Source organism: Geodermatophilus sp. DSM 45219 (assembly GCF_900104025.1).
In the GTDB taxonomy this organism is placed as follows: Bacteria; Actinomycetota; Actinomycetes; order Mycobacteriales; family Geodermatophilaceae; genus Geodermatophilus.
Window position 1 is genome coordinate 498,824 of sequence record NZ_FNIQ01000001.1, and the last position, 19,206, is coordinate 518,029.

General features: G+C 75.0%; 17 protein-coding genes and 1 riboswitch. Of the genes, 5 read left to right on the forward strand and 12 right to left on the reverse strand.

Annotated features, from left to right (window positions below; genetic code table 11):
* Positions 1 to 315: 315 nt before the first annotated feature.
* Together BLR12_RS02410 and BLR12_RS02415 are read left to right on the forward strand one after the other, a co-directional pair.
* Positions 316 to 2,352 carry a fibronectin type III domain-containing protein gene (locus BLR12_RS02410; RefSeq protein WP_176832308.1) on the forward strand — a complete coding sequence of 679 codons (2,037 nt, stop codon included), beginning with the start codon at positions 316 to 318 and terminating at the stop codon, positions 2,350 to 2,352.
* A 131-nt stretch (positions 2,353 to 2,483) separates the two neighbouring features.
* Entirely contained in the window at positions 2,484 to 3,902 is a 1,419-nt protein-coding gene (locus BLR12_RS02415; RefSeq protein WP_091372944.1) for a glucose-6-phosphate dehydrogenase, read from the forward strand.
* A 150-nt stretch (positions 3,903 to 4,052) separates the two neighbouring features.
* On the opposite strand, the gene BLR12_RS02420 is transcribed toward BLR12_RS02415, so the two are convergent.
* The 4 genes from BLR12_RS02420 to thrC form a co-directional block, all read right to left on the reverse strand.
* Entirely contained in the window at positions 4,053 to 4,352 is a 300-nt protein-coding gene (locus BLR12_RS02420) for a hypothetical protein (protein ID WP_091372947.1), read from the reverse strand.
* Positions 4,353 to 4,590: 238 nt separating this feature from the next.
* A complete protein-coding gene (gene groL, locus BLR12_RS02425) occupies positions 4,591 to 6,219 on the reverse strand; it encodes a chaperonin GroEL (RefSeq protein WP_091372950.1) in 1,629 nt (542 codons plus the stop codon).
* A gap of 516 nt (positions 6,220 to 6,735) precedes the next feature.
* The gene (locus tag BLR12_RS02430; protein WP_012946987.1) at positions 6,736 to 6,936 is read right to left on the reverse strand and encodes a cold-shock protein; all 201 of its coding nucleotides are present in this window, start codon (positions 6,934 to 6,936) and stop codon (positions 6,736 to 6,738) included.
* Positions 6,937 to 7,144: 208 nt separating this feature from the next.
* Positions 7,145 to 8,446: a threonine synthase gene (thrC, locus tag BLR12_RS02435; RefSeq protein ID WP_218120509.1), complete on the reverse strand. Its 1,302-nt coding sequence runs from the start codon at positions 8,444 to 8,446 to the stop codon at positions 7,145 to 7,147.
* Positions 8,447 to 8,458: 12 nt separating this feature from the next.
* Positions 8,459 to 8,589: riboswitch (SAM riboswitch) on the reverse strand.
* Positions 8,590 to 8,649: 60 nt separating this feature from the next.
* On the opposite strand from thrC, the gene BLR12_RS02440 reads away from it, so the two are divergent.
* Positions 8,650 to 9,471, forward strand: coding sequence for an HAD family hydrolase (locus BLR12_RS02440; protein ID WP_091372952.1), 822 nt, complete (start codon positions 8,650 to 8,652; stop codon positions 9,469 to 9,471).
* Positions 9,472 to 9,617: 146 nt separating this feature from the next.
* On the opposite strand, the gene BLR12_RS02445 is transcribed toward BLR12_RS02440, so the two are convergent.
* The 6 genes from BLR12_RS02445 to BLR12_RS02470 all read right to left on the reverse strand — a co-directional run bounded on the left by BLR12_RS02445 (position 9,618) and on the right by BLR12_RS02470 (position 17,086).
* Complete coding sequence (locus BLR12_RS02445) at positions 9,618 to 10,490, reverse strand: ABC transporter permease (RefSeq protein ID WP_091372955.1); 873 nt, start codon at positions 10,488 to 10,490, stop codon at positions 9,618 to 9,620.
* On the reverse strand, positions 10,487 to 13,357 hold the full coding sequence (locus tag BLR12_RS02450; RefSeq protein WP_255363247.1) for an alpha/beta fold hydrolase: 2,871 nt from the start codon (positions 13,355 to 13,357) through the stop codon (positions 10,487 to 10,489). Before BLR12_RS02450 ends, BLR12_RS02445 begins: the two co-directional genes overlap by 4 nt.
* A 92-nt stretch (positions 13,358 to 13,449) precedes the next feature.
* On the reverse strand, positions 13,450 to 14,700 hold the full coding sequence (locus tag BLR12_RS02455; RefSeq protein WP_091372958.1) for a LytR C-terminal domain-containing protein: 1,251 nt from the start codon (positions 14,698 to 14,700) through the stop codon (positions 13,450 to 13,452).
* Positions 14,701 to 15,119: 419 nt separating this feature from the next.
* Positions 15,120 to 15,428, reverse strand: coding sequence for a DUF3263 domain-containing protein (locus BLR12_RS02460; RefSeq protein WP_255363248.1), 309 nt, complete (start codon positions 15,426 to 15,428; stop codon positions 15,120 to 15,122).
* Positions 15,429 to 15,690: 262 nt separating this feature from the next.
* Positions 15,691 to 16,608 carry an EamA family transporter RarD gene (gene rarD, locus BLR12_RS02465; RefSeq protein ID WP_091372964.1) on the reverse strand — a complete coding sequence of 306 codons (918 nt, stop codon included), beginning with the start codon at positions 16,606 to 16,608 and terminating at the stop codon, positions 15,691 to 15,693.
* Positions 16,609 to 16,654: 46 nt separating this feature from the next.
* Positions 16,655 to 17,086 carry a CBS domain-containing protein gene (locus BLR12_RS02470; RefSeq protein WP_091372966.1) on the reverse strand — a complete coding sequence of 144 codons (432 nt, stop codon included), beginning with the start codon at positions 17,084 to 17,086 and terminating at the stop codon, positions 16,655 to 16,657.
* A 90-nt stretch (positions 17,087 to 17,176) separates the two neighbouring features.
* Here BLR12_RS02470 and BLR12_RS02475 point away from each other — a divergent pair, with 90 nt between their 5' ends.
* Positions 17,177 to 17,587, forward strand: a complete 411-nt coding sequence (locus tag BLR12_RS02475) for a DUF5313 family protein (protein ID WP_091372969.1) — start codon at positions 17,177 to 17,179, stop codon at positions 17,585 to 17,587.
* Positions 17,588 to 17,694: 107 nt separating this feature from the next.
* On the opposite strand, the gene BLR12_RS02480 is transcribed toward BLR12_RS02475, so the two are convergent.
* A complete protein-coding gene (locus BLR12_RS02480) occupies positions 17,695 to 17,904 on the reverse strand; it encodes a dodecin (protein WP_091372972.1) in 210 nt (69 codons plus the stop codon).
* A 199-nt stretch (positions 17,905 to 18,103) separates the two neighbouring features.
* On the opposite strand from BLR12_RS02480, the gene BLR12_RS02485 reads away from it, so the two are divergent.
* Entirely contained in the window at positions 18,104 to 18,532 is a 429-nt protein-coding gene (locus BLR12_RS02485) for a hypothetical protein (protein ID WP_091372975.1), read from the forward strand.
* On the opposite strand, the gene BLR12_RS02490 is transcribed toward BLR12_RS02485, so the two are convergent.
* Positions 18,496 to 19,206 (reverse strand): response regulator transcription factor, encoded by a 711-nt coding sequence (locus tag BLR12_RS02490; RefSeq protein WP_091372978.1) that lies wholly within the window; start codon positions 19,204 to 19,206, stop codon positions 18,496 to 18,498. The genes BLR12_RS02485 and BLR12_RS02490 overlap by 37 nt on opposite strands.

Below are 19,206 nucleotides of genomic sequence, written 5' to 3' on the forward strand. Positions count from 1 at the left end.
CCGGCGGTCGCCGACGCGGAAGGGCGGCCGCGTGCTGCCCCCGGATTGGGGGGATCCGGTCCCCCTCCCCACGGCTGCCTGGGGTGCCGATGCGCGACGACTGTGACCCCCACGAGACCGGCCCACGGTGGGTGTGGGCGCGGCGCGACTGCGGAGTAGGCGATGACCAGGACACGACCGACCCAGCACGGCGGTCGCGGGGGTGGGCACGGAGCTGTGGGTGCCCCCGCGTCGCGAACGTCCCGATCCACCGGCAAGCGGAACTCCCGCCTGATCGCCGGGGGCCTCGCGGCCGCCATGGCGACGGGGGGCCTCGTGACGCTCGCCAGCGGTGCCCAGGCAGGCACCCCTCCGGCCGGCCCCGGCAACATCGAGATCTTCAACAAGCGCAGCATGGTCGCCCTGGAGGGCTACGCCGAGCAGGCCGGCCAGGAGGCCACGGTCGAGGTGCTCCGGGGTGGCCAGGTGATCGGCATCGGCGTGGGGACCGTGGACGCGACCGGCTTCCTGGAGTTCAACCACCCGGGCGGCGAGTGCTGGATCGGGGTCACGCCCACCATCAAGCCCGGCGACGAGGTCAGGGTCTCCTTCAGCGGAGCGGCGTTCACCGACTCCGCGATCACCGCCTCCCCCACGGTCACCTCGGTCACCGGCAGCGGGTTCGTCGCCGGCCAGAACCTCCCGACCGATCCGGAGAACCGGGTCCGGGGAGTCGGGACGGTCACGATCGAGGGCACCTACGACCCCGAGGACCCGTGGTTCGACCCGGCCCGGTTCAACATCGAGACGGTCAACCCGGACAACGACGACGACAAGACCCCGCCCGGGGAGGACCCGGGCCTGTCCGACAACCGGGCGATGGGGATCAGCCTGGTCCCGGACGCGGAGCACCCCAACGGCGAGCCCGGTCTGTGGGACGCCACGGCGACGGCCGACCCCGCGACCGGCGAGATCGTGGGCACCTACACGCTCTACACCGAGGCCGACTACGACCGCGTGCTCGCGGGCGACCACGTCTTCGCGGCGTGGATGGCCGGCGAGGAGCCGGCGCTCGGCCTGACCCAGAACGAGTTCGAGGAGATCCCCGGCCCCGGGATGGGCGGCTGCCCGCCGAGCCCGGACGGCCAGGTGCCCACCGCGCCGACGACCGCTCAGCTGTCCTCGGCCGCGGGCTCCACCTCGGTGGACGTCACGTGGCAGACGCCGGCCCAGCCCGCCGACGGCTCGGAGGTCACCGGCTACCGGGTGGCCGCGATCGGTGGCACGCACGCCGAGCAGGAGGTCGCGGAGCGGACCGGCGGGACCACCGTCTCCCTCGACGGCCTGGAGGCCGGGGCCAGCTACGAGATCATGATCGAGGCCTACAACGGCCGGTGGTCGTCGGCGCAGTCGCTCGGCACGATCACGGTCGGGTCGGGCACCTCGACCGGCGGCGGCACGGGTGGCGGCACCGGTGGCGGCGGTGGGCCCGTCGGCGAGACCCCGACGGCGGCCCCGGCGGCCCCGGCGGGCGTGACCGCCACGGCGGCGGACAGTGGTGCCGTGGACGTGAGCTGGACGGCGTCGACCGGCGCGACCGCCTACGCGGTCAGCGTGACCTCGGACGCGACCGGTGCAGCGATCCCCGCTGCGGTGACCGTGCAGGCCCCGGCCACCACGGCCTCCCTGACCGGGCTGACCGCAGGCACGGCCTACACCGTGTCGGTGACCGCCAGCAACGCGGTGGGCACCAGCGCCGAGGCCGGGACCGCGACGGTGACGACGGCCGCGGCCGTGGCACCGGGCGCGGCGACGGTGACACGCGTCGCCTCGGCCCACGAGGGGGCCTCGCTCGAGTGGACGGCGGCGCAGGCGGGCAACGCGGCCAGCCCGGTGACCGGCTACGACATCGTGGCCACCCCGGCTGCCGGCACCACGAACGCCGCGGCGAGGCAGGTGACGAACCCGGTGGGCACGGTCACCACCGGCGCGGTCACCGGCCTGGTGAACGGGGTCACCTACGACCTCGCGGTGTTCGCCAGGACCGGCGACCTGCGGGGCCCGGCCGGCACCTTCGGCCTCAACGTCCCGACGACGGTGGTCCCGAACGACGTGGTGACCGTCGGCCGGGCCCAGTACCGCGCCGACCGGCGGGAGTACAAGGTCAACGGCACGGCGCAGGACACCACGGCGAACCGGGTGCACGTCCGGACCACCACCGGGCTGACCATCCAGCTCAACGTCCCGGTCGCGGCCGACGGGAGCTGGACGGTGGACCTGCGCAACGGTCCGGTGCTGCCGACGAACAACCGCATCGTCGTCACCTCGGACTCCGGCGCCAGGGTGGAGACGACGATCACCCGGTCCCGCTGATCCGGCGGCACCCGACAGGGCGGCACTGGAGGCCCTGAGCACGACCGAACACCCCGAGGGCCCGTCACCATCCGGTGGCGGGCCCTCGGCCTGCACGCGTGACCCCACCGCCACCCGGGCACAGGACGCGCGTGACCGACCTGCCCCCGACCGTGTTCGTGCTCTACGGCGCCACCGGCGACCTGGCCCACCGGATGGTGCTACCGGCCTTCTACGAGCTCGCCCAGCGGGGCCTGCTGCCGGCGGACTGGCGGCTGGTCGGCAACGGGCGCGGCGACGTCTCGCACGGCGGGTTCGCCGACCGGGCGCGCGACGCGCTCACCGAGTTCGGCCCGCTGGACGAAGGCGGCACCGACGGGCCGTGGGCGGAGTTCGCCGCCCGGCTGCGCTTCGCCGGGGGCGGGTTCGCCGAGGACGACCCGGGCAGCCTGCTCGACGTCCTCGCCGAGGCGCGCGACGAGCTGGGCGGGCAGCCACAGCTCGTCCACTACCTCGCCGTCCCGCCGTCGGCGTTCGAGCCGATGACCCGGGCGCTGCGGCAGCACGGGCTGACCGAGGGCGCGCGGGTGGTCTACGAGAAGCCCTACGGCACGACGCCGGAGACCTTCCGCGGGCTCGACGACCTGGTGCTGTCGGTGTTCGCCGAGGAGCAGGTCTTCCGCATCGACCACTTCCTGGGCAAGGAGGGCACCCAGGACCTGCACGTGCTCCGGTTCGCCAACGGGCTGTTCGAGCACGTGTGGCACCGCGACCACGTGGCCCAGGTGCAGATCGACGTCCCCGAGGACCTCGACGTGGCGGGGCGCGCGGAGTTCTACGACGCCACCGGCGCGGCCCTCGACATGCTGGTCACCCACCTGTTCCAGGTCGCCGCCGAGGTGGCCATGGAGCCGCCGGTGAGCTTCTCCCCCGCCGACCTGCAGGCCGCCCGCGAGGGGGTGCTCGCCGCCTTCCGGCCGCTGGACCCCGACGAGGTGGTGCTCGGCCAGTTCGACGGCTACACCGACATCGAGGGCGTGGCCGACGACTCGACGACCGACACCTACGTCGCCGCCCGGCTGTGGGTCGACACCGACCGCTGGCACGGTGTCCCCTTCGTGCTGCGCACCGGCAAGCGGATGGCGGCGAGCGAGGAACGGGTCAGCCTGCTGCTGCGCCGTCCCGAGGGCCCGGTGACCGACACCCCCGGCCACGGCAACGTCGTCTCCCTGTCGCTGTCCGGGTCCGGCGCGGTGGACCTGCAGGTGGTGGCCAAGGAGCCCGGCCCCGACCTGGCCCTGGCCACGGCGACCGCGACGCTGCAGCTGGCCGACGTCCCCGGCGGGACGCCGCTGCCGCCCTACGTCTCGCTGCTGCACGACGTGCTGGTCGGCGACCGGTCGCTGTTCACCAGCAGCGAGGGCCTGGCGCACGCCTGGCGGGCGTTCGCCCCGCTGCAGCAGCGGCCTCCGCAGGTGCACCGCTACGAGCCGGGCTCGTGGGGCCCCGTCGAGGCCGAGGCGCTGGCCGAGCCGTGCGGCTGGCTGCTCGGCGACGGACGCCGGTCGTGATCACCTCGGCCGCAGCGGGCCCTCCGCCGCCCGGAGACCCCGCTGGGCCGGTGCCGATCCCGGGAGGTGGCGGGTGGACGACGTCTCCGCGCTGGTGACCACGCGGCTGGCCTCGCTGTGTCTGCAGCGGAGGCGCCCCCGCCGGCTGACCTACGACCACAAGGGCACCCAGCCCGCCTCCCCCCGCGCGGACCTGTCGACCGCTTCGGCGTCGTCGGCCGCAAGGTTCCCGGCGAGGTGGGCCACCGCGGCCGCCCACCCACCGCGCTCGACCGGCACCTCGACGCCGAACCCGTGGCCCACCAGCAGGGCCAGCCACTCGCCGTGTCGACGCTCGACCCTCAGCTCGAAGGCGATCTCGCGCGCACGGGGCTCCGGACACCCCACGTCCACGAGTGCCGCGACGAGCACCCGGCTCATCCAGGGTTCGACGACAGGGACCTCCGCCACGGCGGCACGGTACGGCCGAGCCGGACCTCGACCGACGGACCCGACGAGATCGGCGTTCTCGCTCGCCCCCGGTGGTCCATCCGGGCGAGATCGGCGATCCCGCCCGGACGTGGAGCCGGCAACGCCGACAGGGGCGGCCCCGCGCGTGCGGGACCGCCCCTGCAGGTGACGGACTGGAACGGCCCCGTCCCGGGCCCCGCCCCGAGCTAGCGAGGGGCGGGGAGGACGGGGTCCTTCATCAGAAGTCCATGCCCCCCATGCCACCGTCGCCACCGGGCATGGCCGGGGCGGCCTTCTCCGGCTTGTCGGCGATGACGGCCTCGGTGGTGAGGAAGAGCGCCGCGATGGAGGCGGCGTTCTGCAGCGCCGAGCGGGTCACCTTGGCGGGGTCGATGATCCCGCTGGCGACCAGGTCCACGTACTCGCCGGTGGCGGCGTTGAGGCCCCAGCCGGTGTCGGAGTTGCGGACCTTCTCCGCCACGACGCCACCCTCGAGGCCGGCGTTGATGGCGATCTGCTTCAGCGGCGCCTCGAGCGCGACGCGCACGATGTTGGCACCGGTGGCCTCGTCACCCTCGAGCTCGAGCTTGTCGAACGCGACGGCGGTGGCCTGCGCGAGGGCGACGCCACCACCGGCGACGATGCCCTCCTCGACGGCGGCCTTGGCGTTGCGCACCGCGTCCTCGATGCGGTGCTTGCGCTCCTTGAGCTCGACCTCGGTCGCGGCGCCGGCCTTGATGACGGCGACGCCACCGGCCAGCTTGGCCAGGCGCTCCTGCAGCTTCTCGCGGTCGTAGTCGGAGTCCGACTTCTCGATCTCGGCGCGGATCTGGTTCACCCGGCCGGCGATCTGGTCGCTGTCACCGGCACCCTCGACGATCGTCGTCTCGTCCTTGGTGACGACGACCTTGCGGGCGCGGCCCAGCAGGGAGACGTCGGCCGTGTCGAGCTTGAGGCCGACCTCCTCGCTGATGACCTGGCCACCGGTGAGGATGGCGATGTCGGCCAGCATGGCCTTGCGGCGGTCGCCGAAGCCGGGGGCCTTGACGGCGACCGACTTGAAGGTGCCGCGGATCTTGTTGACCACCAGGGTCGCGAGGGCCTCGCCCTCGACGTCCTCGGCGATGATCGCGAGCGGCTTGCCCGACTGCATGACCTTCTCCAGCAGCGGGAGCAGGTCCTTCACCGAGCTGATCTTGCTGTTGACGACGAGCACGTACGGGTCGTCGAGGACGGCCTCCATGCGCTCGGCGTCGGTGACGAAGTAGGGCGAGATGTAGCCCTTGTCGAAGCGCATGCCCTCGGTGAGCTCGAGCTCGAGGCCGAAGGTGTTGCTCTCCTCGACGGTGATGACGCCTTCCTTGCCGACCTTGTCCATCGCCTCGGCGATGAGCTCACCGATGGCGGTGTCGGCGGCGGAGATCGACGCGGTGGCGGCGATCTGCTCCTTGGTCTCGACGTCCTTGGCGGTCGAGAGGAGGTACTCGGTGACCGACTCGACGGCCTTCTCGATGCCCTTCTTCAGGGCCATCGGGTTGGCGCCGGCGGCGACGTTGCGCAGACCCTCGCGGACGAGCGCCTGGGCGAGCACGGTGGCGGTGGTGGTGCCGTCACCCGCGACGTCGTCGGTCTTCTTCGCGACCTCCTTGACCAGCTCGGCGCCGATCTTCTCCCACGGGTCCTCGAGCTCGATCTCCTTGGCGATGCTCACACCATCGTTGGTGATGGTGGGGGCGCCCCACTTCTTCTCGAGGACGACGTTGCGGCCCTTGGGACCGAGGGTCACCTTGACGGCGTCGGCGAGGGTGTTCATGCCCCGCTCGAGGCCGCGGCGAGCCTCTTCCTCGAAGGCGATCATCTTGGCCATGTGGTGATGTCCTCCATGCATGGATCGCTGCACGGCCGGGACCGGCGCCCGCGACGGACGACACCGGCAGCGCGGGCACTCCGTCGGCCCGCACACCAGTGCCTCACCGTTCCGACCTGATTGGCACTCGGCACTGTCGAGTGCCAGTCCGAGTCTGGCACTCGCCCCTGCCGAGTGCAAGAACGGGGGGACGACGGCCCGCTGTTCCCGCAGCGTCGGTCGGGGATGCCGGTCAGGACGGCGGTGCGGACGGCGCCGATCGCGGCCGGCGGCCCGGCCACACCCGGCCGGACGGGGAGGCGGCGAGGACGGCGACCGCAGCCGACCGGTTCCCGGGCCGGGGCGGTGGACGCCGGTCAGGCCGAGCACCCCGGACACCTCGACCAGCAGCAGGAGCACCGCGTGCGCCGCGGGGACGGCCGGCCCGGGCGGGCGGCGGACGCCCGGGACGCGCAGGAACGGCAACGGCCCGGTTCCCGCGGGGGGAACCGGGCCGCTGCACGAGGGGAGGTGTGCTCAGGCGGAACGCACGGCGTCGGCCTGCGGACCCTTCTCGCCCTGGACGACCTCGAAGGTGACCCGCTGGCCCTCGTCGAGGCTCTTGTACCCGTCCATCTGGATGGCCGAGTAGTGGACGAAGACGTCCTGACCGCCGTCGACGGCGATGAAGCCGAAGCCCTTCTCGGCGTTGAACCACTTCACGGTGCCCTGTGCCACGTGTGCTCCCACGTTCGTGCGTGCGGACGGCCCCCCACCGACCAGGGAGGCCGGGTCGAGCTCTTCCGCCCGCCGAACACGAACGTGGAACCGAACCGCCGGAGAACGTACAGGACGAAACGCGTGGTGAGAGAAGACTCACGCCCGCGACGCACCGGTTCGGGGGACCTCGTCCCCGGAACGCGGGATCGCCCGTGACCCTACCGCGTCACCCGATGAGGCCCGCTGCCCGGACCGACGACAGGGCCGGCGACACGCGGTGGGTCGGCCCGACGACCGGCAGCAGGGGATCGAGGGTCTTGAGGCCCTCGCCGGTGTTGAGGACGACGGTCTCCTTCGCCGGGTCCAGCCGGCCGTCCTCGACCAGCTGGCGGAGCACCGCGGTGGTGACCCCGCCCGCGGTCTCGGCGAAGACGCCGGTGGTGCGGGCCAGGTCGCGGATGCCCTGCACGATCTGGTCGTCGTCCACCCGGCCGACCGAACCGCCGGTGCGCCGGATGGCGTCCAGGGCGTACGGGCCGTCGGCGGGGTTGCCGATGTTGAGCGACTTGGCGATCCCGGTCGGCTTCACCGGCTTGACGACGTCCCAACCGTTGTCGAAGGCGGTGGCGATCGGGTCGCAGCCGGCCGACTGCGCACCGAAGACCGTCCACTCCGCGGCCTCGACGATGCCGGCCGTGGTGAGCTCGCGGAACGCCTTGTCCACCTTGGTGAGCAGCGAGCCGGACGCCATCGGGATGACGACCTGCGCCGGGATGCGCCAGCCGAGCTGCTCGGCGATCTCGTAGCCCATCGTCTTGGAGCCCTCGGCGTAGTAGGGCCGCACGTTCTGGTTGACGAAGGCGGTGTCCTCGAACTCGTCGGTCTCGGCGAGCTCGCTGGTCAGCCGGTTGACGTCGTCGTAGGAGCCCTCGACGGCGACCAGCGTCTGCCCGTAGACCGCCGACTGGACGACCTTGCCCGGCTCGAGGTCCGAGGGGATGAAGACGAACGAGGGCAGGCCGACGCGGGCGGCGTGCGCGGCCACGGAGTTGGCCAGGTTGCCGGTCGAGGCGGCCGCGATCTTCGTGTAGCCGAGCTTCTTCGCCGCGGTGGCGGCCAGGCTGACCACGCGGTCCTTGAAGGAGTGCGTGGGGTTGGCCGAGTCGTCCTTGACCCACAGCCCGCCGGTGAGGCCGAGCTCGGCGGCGAGCCGGTCGGCGCGGACCAGCGGCGTCATGCCCGGGTCGAGGGTGACGCGGTCGGCCGGGTCCTGGCCGACGGGCAGCAGCGCGGCGTAGCGCCAGATGTTCTGCGGCCCGGCCTCGATCTGCTCGCGGGTGACCGCCCGCATCAGCTCGGGGTCGTAGTCGACCTCCAGCGGGCCGAAGCACTCGGCGCAGGCGTGCTCGGCGATCAGGCCGAAGGTCGCGCCGCAGTTGCGGCACACGAGGCCGCGAGCGGGACACGGGGGAACGGGGCCACCGGCGCTGGAGTCGGCCTGGATGGAGCCCGGAGCGGTCAGGGTCATGCGACGACTACCTCCTCATCTTCCCCGCGTCGGGCCGTCGAGCCGCGCGGGACGGAATTGGCACCCTTCCGCTGCGCTGACGCGCGGTGCGGCGGTTGCCGGGGCTTCGTCGGGCCGTGTCCCTCTGCCCCTCTGGATGAGTGGAACGGCGACGACTCTACCCACGTGGCGGGCGCGGCACCGGTCCGGGCCAGGATGGGCCGGTGAGCACGCGCGTCGTCTACACCGACCTGGACGGCACGATGGTCGGGCCGCGGGGCTCCTTCTGGCACACCGCCGACCGCGACCTGACCGACGACCCGGCCGCCGCCCTGCACGACCTGCACCGCGCCGGCGTCGCCCTGGTGCTCGTCAGCGGCCGCACCTTCGAGCAGGTGGTGGAGGCCGCGCGCATCTTCGCCGCCGACGGCGCCATCGCCGAGCTGGGCTCGGTCGTGAGCTGGGACGGCGGCCGCGGCGTGCACCGGCTGACCGGCGCGCTGCCCGGGCAGTACGCCGGCCGGGCACCGATGGAGGTCATGGCCGAGCTGGGCGTCGTCGAGGGCCTGCTGGCCCGCCACCCCGGCCGGCTGGAGTGGCACGCCCCGTGGCACGCCACCCACCTCACCGACGCGCTGCTGCGCGGCCGGGTCGACCCGCTGGCCGTCGACGCCGAGCTCGCCGAGCGGAGCGCGGGCTGGCTCACGCTCAAGGACAACGGCGCCATCCCGGCGACGTCCCGGATGACCCTGGTGCCCGAGGCGCTGCCGCCGCGGGTCTACCACCTGATGCCGCGCGGCATCTCCAAGGGCGCGGCGATCGCCTGGGACCTCCAGCGGCGCGGACTCACCCCGGCCGACGCGGTCGCGATCGGCGACAGCGTCAGCGACCTGGAGATGGCCCCGGCGGTCGACCGGCTGTGGATCACCGCCAACGGGGCGACCGTCGACGGGATGGCCGACCTGCTGGCCGCCGTCCCCAACGTGACGGTGACCGACGCCCCCATGGGCGAGGGCTGGGCCCAGGCCGTCCGCGCCTCGCTGTGACGCGGAGCGCTGTCGTGCCCGAGTGGGGCCCGGAGGGCTCCGCGAAGGGTGCGACGGTAGGGCTCAACGCGGCAGGGGCACGCTCGAAGGACCCCGTCCTCCTCACGCCTCGCGAGCTCGGCGCGAGCCTCGGGACGGGGCCAACCTCACGACGTGACGTCGCGGCGGGAGAAGTGCCGGAACGCCAGCGCGGTGAAGACCGCGGCGTAGACCAGCGACTGGACGACGCCGCGGAACAGGTCACCGGAGTCGACCGGGGTCTGCAGCAGGTCGGTCCAGGCGAAGTTGTTCGCGGTGGGGAACCAGTCGCGGATCGCGCCCAGCTGCTCGACCTCCTCGAGGATCGCGAAGACGAACAGGGTGAACACCGCCCCGCCGACCGCGGCCAACGGCGCGTCGGTGACCGTGGAAAGCCAGAACGCCAGCGTGCCGACGACGAGCAGGTGGACGGCGAGGTAGCCGACCATCCCGGCCAGCCGCAGCAGCCCGTCGGCCTGGTCGAGCGTCACCCCGACCGGTGTCTGGACCGCGCCGAAGCCGAAGGCGATGCCGCCGGCCACCAGCGCGGTCCCCACGATGGCGACCAGGGCACCGACCGAGAGCACGAAGGCGGCCAGCCACTTCTGCCGGAGCAGCCGCATCCGCGGCACCGGGGTGGCCAGCGTGTAGCGCAGCGACCCCCACTGCGCCTCGGCGGCCACCGTGTCGCCGAAGAACAGCGCGTAGACCACGACCAGGAAGAAGCTCGTCGTCGCAAACAGCACGAACAGCGTGAAGTTCAGCCCGCTGGCGGTCGCGACGTCGACCAGGTTGATCCGGGCGTTCTCCTCCGCCTCCTCGGTGCCGCCGAGCTGCAGGGCGGCGATCAGGATCAGCGGCAGCGCCACCATCAGCGCGAAGACACCGAGGGTGCGCCGGCGCTTGAACTGGCGGCGCAGCTCGACCGACAGCCGCAGGGTGCGCTCGGGCCGGTACCCGGCGATCGCGCCCGTCGGCTGGACGTGCTGGCTGGTGCTCACGAGCCCTCCCCCACCAGTTGCAGGAACGCGTCCTCCAGCCGGCGCCGCGGGGTGAACGCGTCCACCGCAATGCCCGCGGCCACCAGTTCCTGCAGGGCCCGCGCGCGGCTGGTGCCGTCGAGGTCGGCCACCAGCCCCTCGTCGGTGCGCTCCACCGTCACGCCGGGCAGCCCGGCGAGGACGGCGGCCGCCCGGCCGGCGTCGGCGTCGTCGGCCAGCCCGACCAGCACCGAGCCGCCGGTGCCGACGAGCTCCTCCACCGTGCCCTGGGCGATCTTCTGCCCCTTGGCCATGACGACGACGTGGCTGCAGGTCTGCTCGATCTCGCTGAGCAGGTGGCTGGACACGATCACCGTGCGGCCGGTCGCGGCGTAGGAGCGCAGCACCGCGCGCATGGCGTGGATCTGGGGCGGGTCGAGCCCGTTGGTCGGCTCGTCGAGCACCAGCAGGTCGGGCAGGCCGAGCATCGCCTGCGCGATCGCGACCCGCTGCCGCATGCCCTGGCTGTAGCGGCGCACCGGCCGGTCCAGCGCCGCGCCCAGGCCGGCGACCTCGATCGCCTCCTCCATGTGCGCGTCCGCCTCGGGACGGCCGGTGGCGGCCCAGTACAGCCGCAGGTTGTCCCGGCCGGACAGGTGCGGCTGCAGTCCGGTGCCCTCGACGAAGGAGCCCAGCCGGGACAGCACCGGGGCACCGGGCCCGATCTCGTGGCCGAAGACGGTGATCCGCCCGTCGGTGGGCCGGATCAGCCCCATGAGCATCCGCAGCGACGTCGTCTTGCCCGCGCCGTTGGGGCCGAGCAGGCCGAGCACCTGGCCTCGGCGCACCTCGAAGGAGAGGTCGCGGACGGCGACGAAGCCGTCCTTGTAGGCCTTGGTGACGCCGGTGAAGCGCAGCGGCACGTCCTCGCCGTCGGGCTCGACCTCCGACACCCGCCTCCGGCGCCGGCGGCCCCAGAGGACGGCGGCCAGCCAGCCCAGCAGGGCCAGCGCCGCGAGCACCCCGAGCAGCACCCACCAGCGGGAGGTGCCGCCGGCGGCCTCGGTGCGGCCGTCGACCGTCGGGACGGCGAGCGCGGCGGCGTCCCCTCCCGAGGCCAGCGCGACGGAGTAGACGCCGGCCTGCGCCGGCAGCGCGAACGCCTGGTCGGTGGAGGAGACGACCACGCGCATGGTGTGACCGGCCTCGAACCGGTGCACGATCCCCGGCAGCGTCACGCCGACCGTGGTGGGCGCGGTGGGGTCGGGCGACAAGCCGGTCAGCGCCAGCGGCGCGACCAGGCCCGCCGGCAGCGTCGCCTGCCCGTCGGGGGCGACGTCGTAGAGCTTGGCGAACAGGGTGGCCGAGCCCCCGGGCGAGGCGACGGCGAGGTCGATCGTCGGAGCGCCGACGACCTCGACCGCCTCGTCCAGCGGCTCGCTCTCGAAGGCGGCGAACTGGCCGGGGATCTCGAACGCGGAGCCCGCCAGCGCCGAGGCCAGCGAGCCGAGCCCCGGGACGACGGTGATCGCGGCCGGCGTGCCCCCCGCGGGGGTGACGACCGGCTGCAGCGACCCGTCGACGGCGACGGCGGTGCGCTGCGCGGGCCCGGTGCCGGCCAGGCCGGGGTAGGCCGGCGCGGTCACGGTGCGGTTGCCGCCCTGCACGGTGCCCACCGACGCGGTGACGCCGGTGGGTGCGGGGAACTCGAAGCCGGTGCCGGGGTCCTCCCCCTGACCCCGCAGGTGCCGGTCGAACCAGCCGGCGACCTGCTCGCGCAGGTCCTCGGTGGTGCGCTCCGAGGCCTGCGCGTCGTGGCCGCCCTGGTACCAGACGACCTTGACGGGGGTGCCGTCGGCAGCGATGCCGCGGGCGTTGGCGTCGGCCTGGCCGAGGCCGAACAGCGAGTCCTGGGTGCCCTGGACCAGCAGCGTGGGGGCGTCGATCCGGTCGAGCACGGTCGCCGGGCTGCCTCGGTCGAGCACGGCGGCGACCTCAGGGGTCAGCGTGCCGGTGGACGCCGCCGACTGGTAGGCGGCGCACACCTCGGCGGTGAAGCGCCCGCAGGTGAGCAGCTGCTCCACGGCCTGGGGGTCGACCGAGGAGGGGTCGAGGGAGCCGAGGTCGGCCGGGAGGTCCGCCGGCAGGCTCCCCGACGCGGCGCCGTCCCCACGGTCGTCCCCGCCGCCGAGCGCGCCCAGCAGACCACCGGTGGGCGCCGACCCGACGCCGAAGAACAGGCCCGACCACAGCCGCTTGTAGACCCCGCCGTCCGGCGCCTGCGGGGTGGCCGCGACCGTGCCGGCGGCCGGCTCGCCCACCTGCGAGGGGAACAGGGCTGCGGTCAGCGAGTGCCAGGTGATCTGCGGGGCGATCGCGTCGACGCGGTCGTCGTAGCCGGCGCCGAGCAGCGCCAGGGCCCCGCCGTAGGAGGCCCCGGCGATGCCGACGCGTGGGTCGCCGGCGGCGTCGAGCAGGACGTCGTCCCGCTCGGCGAGCCGGTCGAGCAGCGCGGAGAGGTCGGCCACCTCGGCGTCGGGGGCGTTGAGCCCGATCTGTCCGGTGCTCTCCCCGAAGCCGCGCGCGGAGTACGTGAGGACGACGTAGCCGCGGTCGGCGAGGTCGCGGGCGTCGTCGGCCACCGAGTCCTTGCTGCCGCCGAAGCCGTGGGCGAGCACCACCGCCGGCGCGGGCTCGCCGGCCGCGGGCAGGAAGAGGGTGGTGTCGAGCTCGACGCCGCCGTCGACGGCGACCCGCGCCTCCTCGGTGGCGACGTCCCCGGCCGCCCCGGCCGGGGCCGGGGGCAGCAGCCCGGCCAGCGCCAGGGTGAACAGCAGGAGCAGGGCAGCTGGCGTCGCACGGGCGCCGGGGCGCGGGCGGGGACGCACGGGCCCGCGGACGGGACGCACGGAGCCGCCAACGGACGACCGGGCCCCGGGGTTCCGGGTGTGGGCGAGCCGGGCCGGGACCCGGGCAGCGGTCAGGGCAGCCACTCGCCGGTGGTGACCACCACGAGACCCGGCGCCGAGACGTCGGGGACCTCGAAGAAGCGCACCGCCGGCCCGCTGATCTGCGGGAACTGCTGGACGAGCTTGACGGCGGCGTCGTACTGCGCCTGGTCGCCCTCGGTGTAGTAGACGGTGGTCGTGGCGATGTCGGCGCCCGGGTACGGGCCGGTGCCCGCGGACTCCCAGCCCCCGGTGGTCAGCTCGGCGGCGACGTCGGCGGCCAGCCCGGAGACGCCGGTCGCGTTGAGCACCGTCACCGGCGCTCGCACAGGCGCGCCGGGCGCGGCGTCGGCCGGGGGCAGCGGGGTGAGCTCCAGCGGCGGCAGGGCCGCGCTCGGGACGGCCGGAGGTGCCGAGGTGGTGGGGGCGGCCGTGGTGCCGGTCGCGGCCTCCTGGGCCTCGGGTGAGGTGAAGGAGTAGACGCCGAGGACCACGAGGGCGACCACGGCGACGGCGAGCAGGCCGATGGCCGCCCGGCGCACCGGCGAGGTACGGGCCTCCTGCCGGGCCGCGCGGACTGCCTTGAGCCGCTCGACCTCCGCCGCCTGGCGCTCGGCGCGGAAGGCGGCGCGACCGCCCACCACGCCGGTCGAGCTGCCGGTGTCGGGTCCGCGGCGCTCGTCCAGCCGGTCGTCGTCGTACCCGTCGTCCCCGTGGTCGTCGTACCCGTCGTCGGCGTACCGGTCGTCCTCGTCGTCGTCCCGGACGGGCGTCCGGTCGGGGATGGCCTCGGTGGCCGGTGCAGCCGCGCGCGAGGAGCCGGCGGGCGCTCGGTCCGGGATCGCCTCGGTGGCCGGTGGCGGGGCCGGGCGCTCGTCGCGGGTCCGGGAGGGGCTGGTCCAGTCGCCGTAGCCCGGTGCGGCCCCCCGGACCGGCGCACCGGCGGGCGGCGCGTCGGCGACTGCCCACGCGGGCTCGTCCCGCGCGGTCACGGCCGGCGAGCCGGTCGTCACTGCCGGGTCGTCGGACCAGGGACGCACCCGGTCCGCGGCGCGGCGGCGGGGGGTCCGGACGGCGGGGGCCGGTGCCGGCGCGGGCTCGTCGGCGGGCTCCGGAGCGGGCACGGCCTGGAAGGGCGCGACCGTGGTGCGCGGCGCGGCCGGGGCCGCGGGTGCCGCTGCGGCGGACGGCGGGACCGGCAGCCGCATGCGGGTCTGCGGTGCGGGCTCGGCGCGGCGCGGCTCGCGGGCGGCGGCCGGGGCGGCGCCGGCCGGGACGCCCACCGGGACCGGTACCGGGACCGGCCGGGCGGGGGCTCCACCGGCCCGGGTGGCGCCCGGCGTGGGCCGGACCGGGACGTCGGGTCGCGCGGCCGGGGTGGCGCCGCGCGCCGAGACCGGGACGGCGGGACGGGCGGGCGCCGCGGCGCGGGACGGCGTGGCGGGCGGTGGCGCGGCAGGGGGCAGCGGCCGGCCCGGCGGTGGACGGCGACGACCCGGGTCCTCCCCCGCGTCGAGCAGCCCGTCACGCCTGCGGTCGGCGCGGCTGCGGCTCGGGGCCGTGGGGTGGTCGCTCAGCCCGGACCCGGCCGGAGGCGGGCCCGGCGGGCCGTCGGTGCGGCGACGACCGTGCGGGATCGGGGTGTTCCCCCGGTCCGGTCCGTCACCGCCTGGCGCCGCGTGCCTGCCCACGGTGAGCAAATCTAGATGCCGCGGCCCTCGTTGCCCAGGAACTGAGACGATCGCCGCTGCCCGCGCGCGGCGCGCAGCCGGCGCAGCCGCCGGACGAGCAGCGGGTCGGCCTCGAGCGCCGCGGGCCGGTCGACCAGGGCGTTGAGCACCTGGTAGTAGCGGGTCGGGGCCAGGCCGAAGCGGTCGCGGATCGCGGTCTCCTTGGCGCCCGGCCGGCGCCACCACTGCCGCTCGAAGGCGAGCAGCTCGTGCTCGCGCCGGGTGAGGCCGCCGGGCCGGAGGGCCTGGTCGGGCACGGGGTCGGTCGACGGGTCGGCCACCGGGGGAAGGGGCACCTCGCCCCCCGGCGGGGAGACCGCGGGAGCTGGTTCGGCAGACACGGGAGTCCTCCTTCGGAACGCCTCCGACGGTAGTCCCGCCCACCGACATCCCGGGGGTCGCCGGGCCGCTCCCGTCGGGCCCCTCGCCGGCAGGGGGACGCCGTCCCCCTCACCGTGGGAGGACCCCGTCCTCCCCACCCCTCGCTCCGCTCGGGGCGGTGCCCTGGACGGGGCCGGACGCGAGCCTGTGCGGGGGTCCTCCTCAGGCCGGTGCGGGCGCGACCTCCGCCGCGCGACGGCGCGCGCCGGCCCGGGCCGCACGCAGGCTGTCGACGGTGAAGACGGCCAACGCGACCCAGACGATGACGAAGCCGGCCAGCCGGGCGGGCGGCATCGGCTCGCCGTAGACGAACACGCCGATGGCCAGCTGCATCAGCGGGGTGACGTACTGCAGCAGCCCGACCGTGGACAGCGGGATGCGCCGGGTGGCGCCGGCGAAGAGCAGCAGCGGGACGGCGGTCGCCACGCCGGAGCTGAGCAGCAGCAGCAGGTGGCCGGTGCCGGCGGTACCGGCGGTCCCGTCGCCCCGGGCGTGCAGCACGGCGAGCACCGCCACCGCCGGGACGACGACCAGCGCGGTCTCCACGAACAGGCCCGGGGCCGCCGCGACGCGCACCAGCTTCTTCATCAGCCCGTAGAGGCCGAAGGTGACCGCCAGCGCCAGGGCGATCCAGGGCGGGCGCCCGTAGTCGACGGTCAGCACGCCCACCGCGACCGCGGCGGTGCCGACGGCCACCCACTGCAGCCGGCGCAGCCGCTCGGCGAACACCACGACGCCGAGGAGCACGCTGACCAGCGGGTTGATGAAGTAGCCGAGCGAGGTCTCCACCACGTGCCCGGAGTTGATCCCGTACACGAAGACCAGCCAGTTGACCGCGATCAGCACCGCGGCGCCGAGCAGCACGAGCAGCGAGCGGCGGTCGGTGACCGTGCTGCGCACCTGCGGCCAGGCGCGCAGGACGGTCAGCAGGACGGCGACGAACAACAGCGACCAGACCACCCGGTGGGCGACGATCTCCACGCCGCCGGCCGGCTCGAGCAGCGGGAAGTACAGGGGGAACAGCCCCCACAGGCCGTAGGCGCCCAGGCCGCAGAGGATCCCGGTGCGCCGCTCGTCCACCGCTGCACGGTACGTCCGGCGCCCGGCGGCCGGTCCACCGGATTCCTCAGCTGGTCTGGATGTAGCCGACCAGCTGGGCCCGCTCGTCCTCCAGCTCGTCGAGCCGCGCCTTGACCACGTCGCCGATGGAGACGATGCCGACCAGGACGCCGCCGTCGACGACCGGCACGTGTCGCACCCGGTGCTCGGTCATCGTCCGGGCCAGCTCCTCGACACCCGCGGCCGGCACACAGGTGTGCACCTGCGGGGTCATCACGCTGGACACCGGGTCGGCGAGCAGACCGGCGCCCCGCTCGTGCAGCGCGCGGACGACGTCGCGCTCCGACAGGATCCCGTCGACGCTGCGACCGTCGGCGGAGACGACGAGCGCGCCGACCCGGTGCCGGGCCAGCAGCTCCAGCGCGGTGCGGACGCTGGCGGTGGCGTCGACCGTGGCGACGTCCCCTCCCTTGCGACGGAGCAGCTGTCGGATGTGCATGCCGGTCCTCCTCGCCGTCGGGTCGCGCGGGGCGAGTGTGCTCCCGCCCACAGGTCCCCGGCAACGCCCTCACCGGCCTACCGTCGTGATGTGCGAACCCGTTCCGCGCCGCTGCGCCCCACGCCGCTGCAGTGGGTGCGCTACGCGCTGGGGGGCCGGCTGCCGCGGCGGCTCTCACCGTGGGTGCTGGCCGACACGACCGAGCCCGGCTGGGTGCGCCGCCACCTGACCCGGGCGGTGGTGCAGCTGCTGCCCGTGCTGGTGCTCTGCCTGGCGGTCGTCCCGGTGCCGCTGGTCTACCGGGTCTCGGCCGCCTTCGGCGGGCTGCTCATGGGGCTGATCTTCTCCCTGGCGTTCATGGTCGAGACGACCGAGCACCGGGTGGCCAAGGCCGGGTACCCGCCGGGCACGGCGGCGCGGCTGCGGGCCGAGCGCAGCGAGCGGGAGCAGCGCGAGCGCCGCAGCCCCTACCGGCAGGACGGCGCGGGCAGCTTCGATTGACGAAGGACCCCGTCCTCCCCACCCCTCGCACGCTCGGGGCGGTGCCCTGGACGGGGCCGGGCCCCTGAAGGGTGGCCGTTCCAGCACGTCACCAGGCTCGGGGTCCGCTACTCCTCGACGCGGAAGCCGACGGCCAGCCGCACCTGGAAGTAGCCGACGTCGCCGTCGACGACCTGGCCGCGGATCTCCTTGGTCTCGAACCACTCGATGTGCCGCACGGTCTGCGCGGCCTTGCGGATCGCGGTGCGGATGGCGTCGTCGACGCTGGTCTGGCTGCTGCCGACGATCTCGCTCAGCCGGTACACGTGGTCGGACACGGGCCGCCTCCTCGGGTTCGGACCCCGGCGCCGTGGTCTCGCCGCCGGACGGGGGCCGACGCTAGCGGCGCGGCCGCCGGCCCACCACGCCACGCCGGTTAACCCGGTTATTACCCGGACGTGGTCCCGCGCTGGCCGCCGCTCGCCTAGCGTCTGGGGGCACTCCCCCGACCCCTCCGACGCAGCGGGCAGGACGGCGATGACGGACCTCCACCTCGTGGTCGGCGGGCTCCTCACACGGAACCCGCTGCTCGGCCCGCTGCTGCTCAACCACGCGGTCAGCCTGCAGTGGGAGCACGCGCCGACGCCGTCCTCGATCGTCCCGAGCTGGGCGCCCGACGAGCGCCCCGGCGCCCCGGCCGGCGGCGAGCTGCTCACCGTCGAGGCGTTCGTGCCCCGGGACGTCGCCCAGCCGCACCGCTGCCTCGACGCCGTCCTGGACGAGGTGCACGCCGTCCTCACCGACGGGCCGGTCGCCGCCGAGCGGCTGGACGCCGCGGACCCGCCGGACATCGGCGAGGGCACGGTGTCCCGGGCGGCCACCTGGGCGCTGGCGCCGGTGGCGGCCAGCGTCCTCGGGCAGCCTGCGGCCTACCGCGCGTCGGGGGCGGCCAGCTCCAACCGGTAGCCGTGCCCGCGGACGGTGACGATCTGCGGGACGCGGCGGCCGGGCGGCGACCCCTCGTGCAGCTTGCGCCGCAGCGCGGCGACGTGGACGTCGAGGGTCTTGGTGGAGCCGAACCAGTTCTCGTCCCACACGTCGGCCATGAGCTGCTCCCGGCTGTGCGCCACCTCCGGCTGCGCGGCCAGCCGCGCGAGCAGGTCGAACTCCTTGGGCCGCAGGTGCAGCTCCCCGCCGGCCACGGTGACCCGGTGCCGGGCGACGTCGACCACCAGGTCCCCCACGGCGCGGACGGCCGGCCCCGTCGTCCCGCTGCCGCCCCGGCGCAGGTGCGCGCGCAGCCGGGCGTGCAGCTCGGCCAGCCGGACCGGCTTGACCAGGTAGTCGTCGGCGCCCGCCTCCAGGCCGACGACGACGTCCATCTCCGCCGAGCGCGCGGTCAGCATCACCAGCACGCAGCCCGGCTGGGACCCCCGGAGCTGCCGGCAGACCTCCACGCCGTCGAGGTCGGGCAGGCCCAGGTCGAGCAGCACGAGGTCCACCGGACCCACCGCCGCGCGGGCCAGCGCCCCGGCGCCGGTGCGCTCCCAGGCGACGTCGTAGGCGTGGCTGCGCAGGCTCGCGGCCAGCACCTCGCCGATCGACGCATCGTCCTCGACCAGCAGGACCCGACCGGCCAT

What these genes read in the sequence shown, in the direction of transcription:
- thrC (WP_218120509.1), bottom strand. Translation starts at nt 8,446, where the DNA reads ATGACCCTGACCGCTCCGGGCTCCATCCAGGCCGACTCCAGCGCCGGT.
- BLR12_RS02485 (WP_091372975.1), top strand. Translation starts at nt 18,104, where the DNA reads ATGACGGACCTCCACCTCGTGGTCGGCGGGCTCCTCACACGGAACCCG.
- BLR12_RS02470 (WP_091372966.1), bottom strand. Translation starts at nt 17,086, where the DNA reads ATGCACATCCGACAGCTGCTCCGTCGCAAGGGAGGGGACGTCGCCACG.
- BLR12_RS02490 (WP_091372978.1), bottom strand. Translation starts at nt 19,206, where the DNA reads ATGGCCGGTCGGGTCCTGCTGGTCGAGGACGATGCGTCGATCGGCGAG.
- groL (WP_091372950.1), bottom strand. Translation starts at nt 6,219, where the DNA reads ATGGCCAAGATGATCGCCTTCGAGGAAGAGGCTCGCCGCGGCCTCGAG.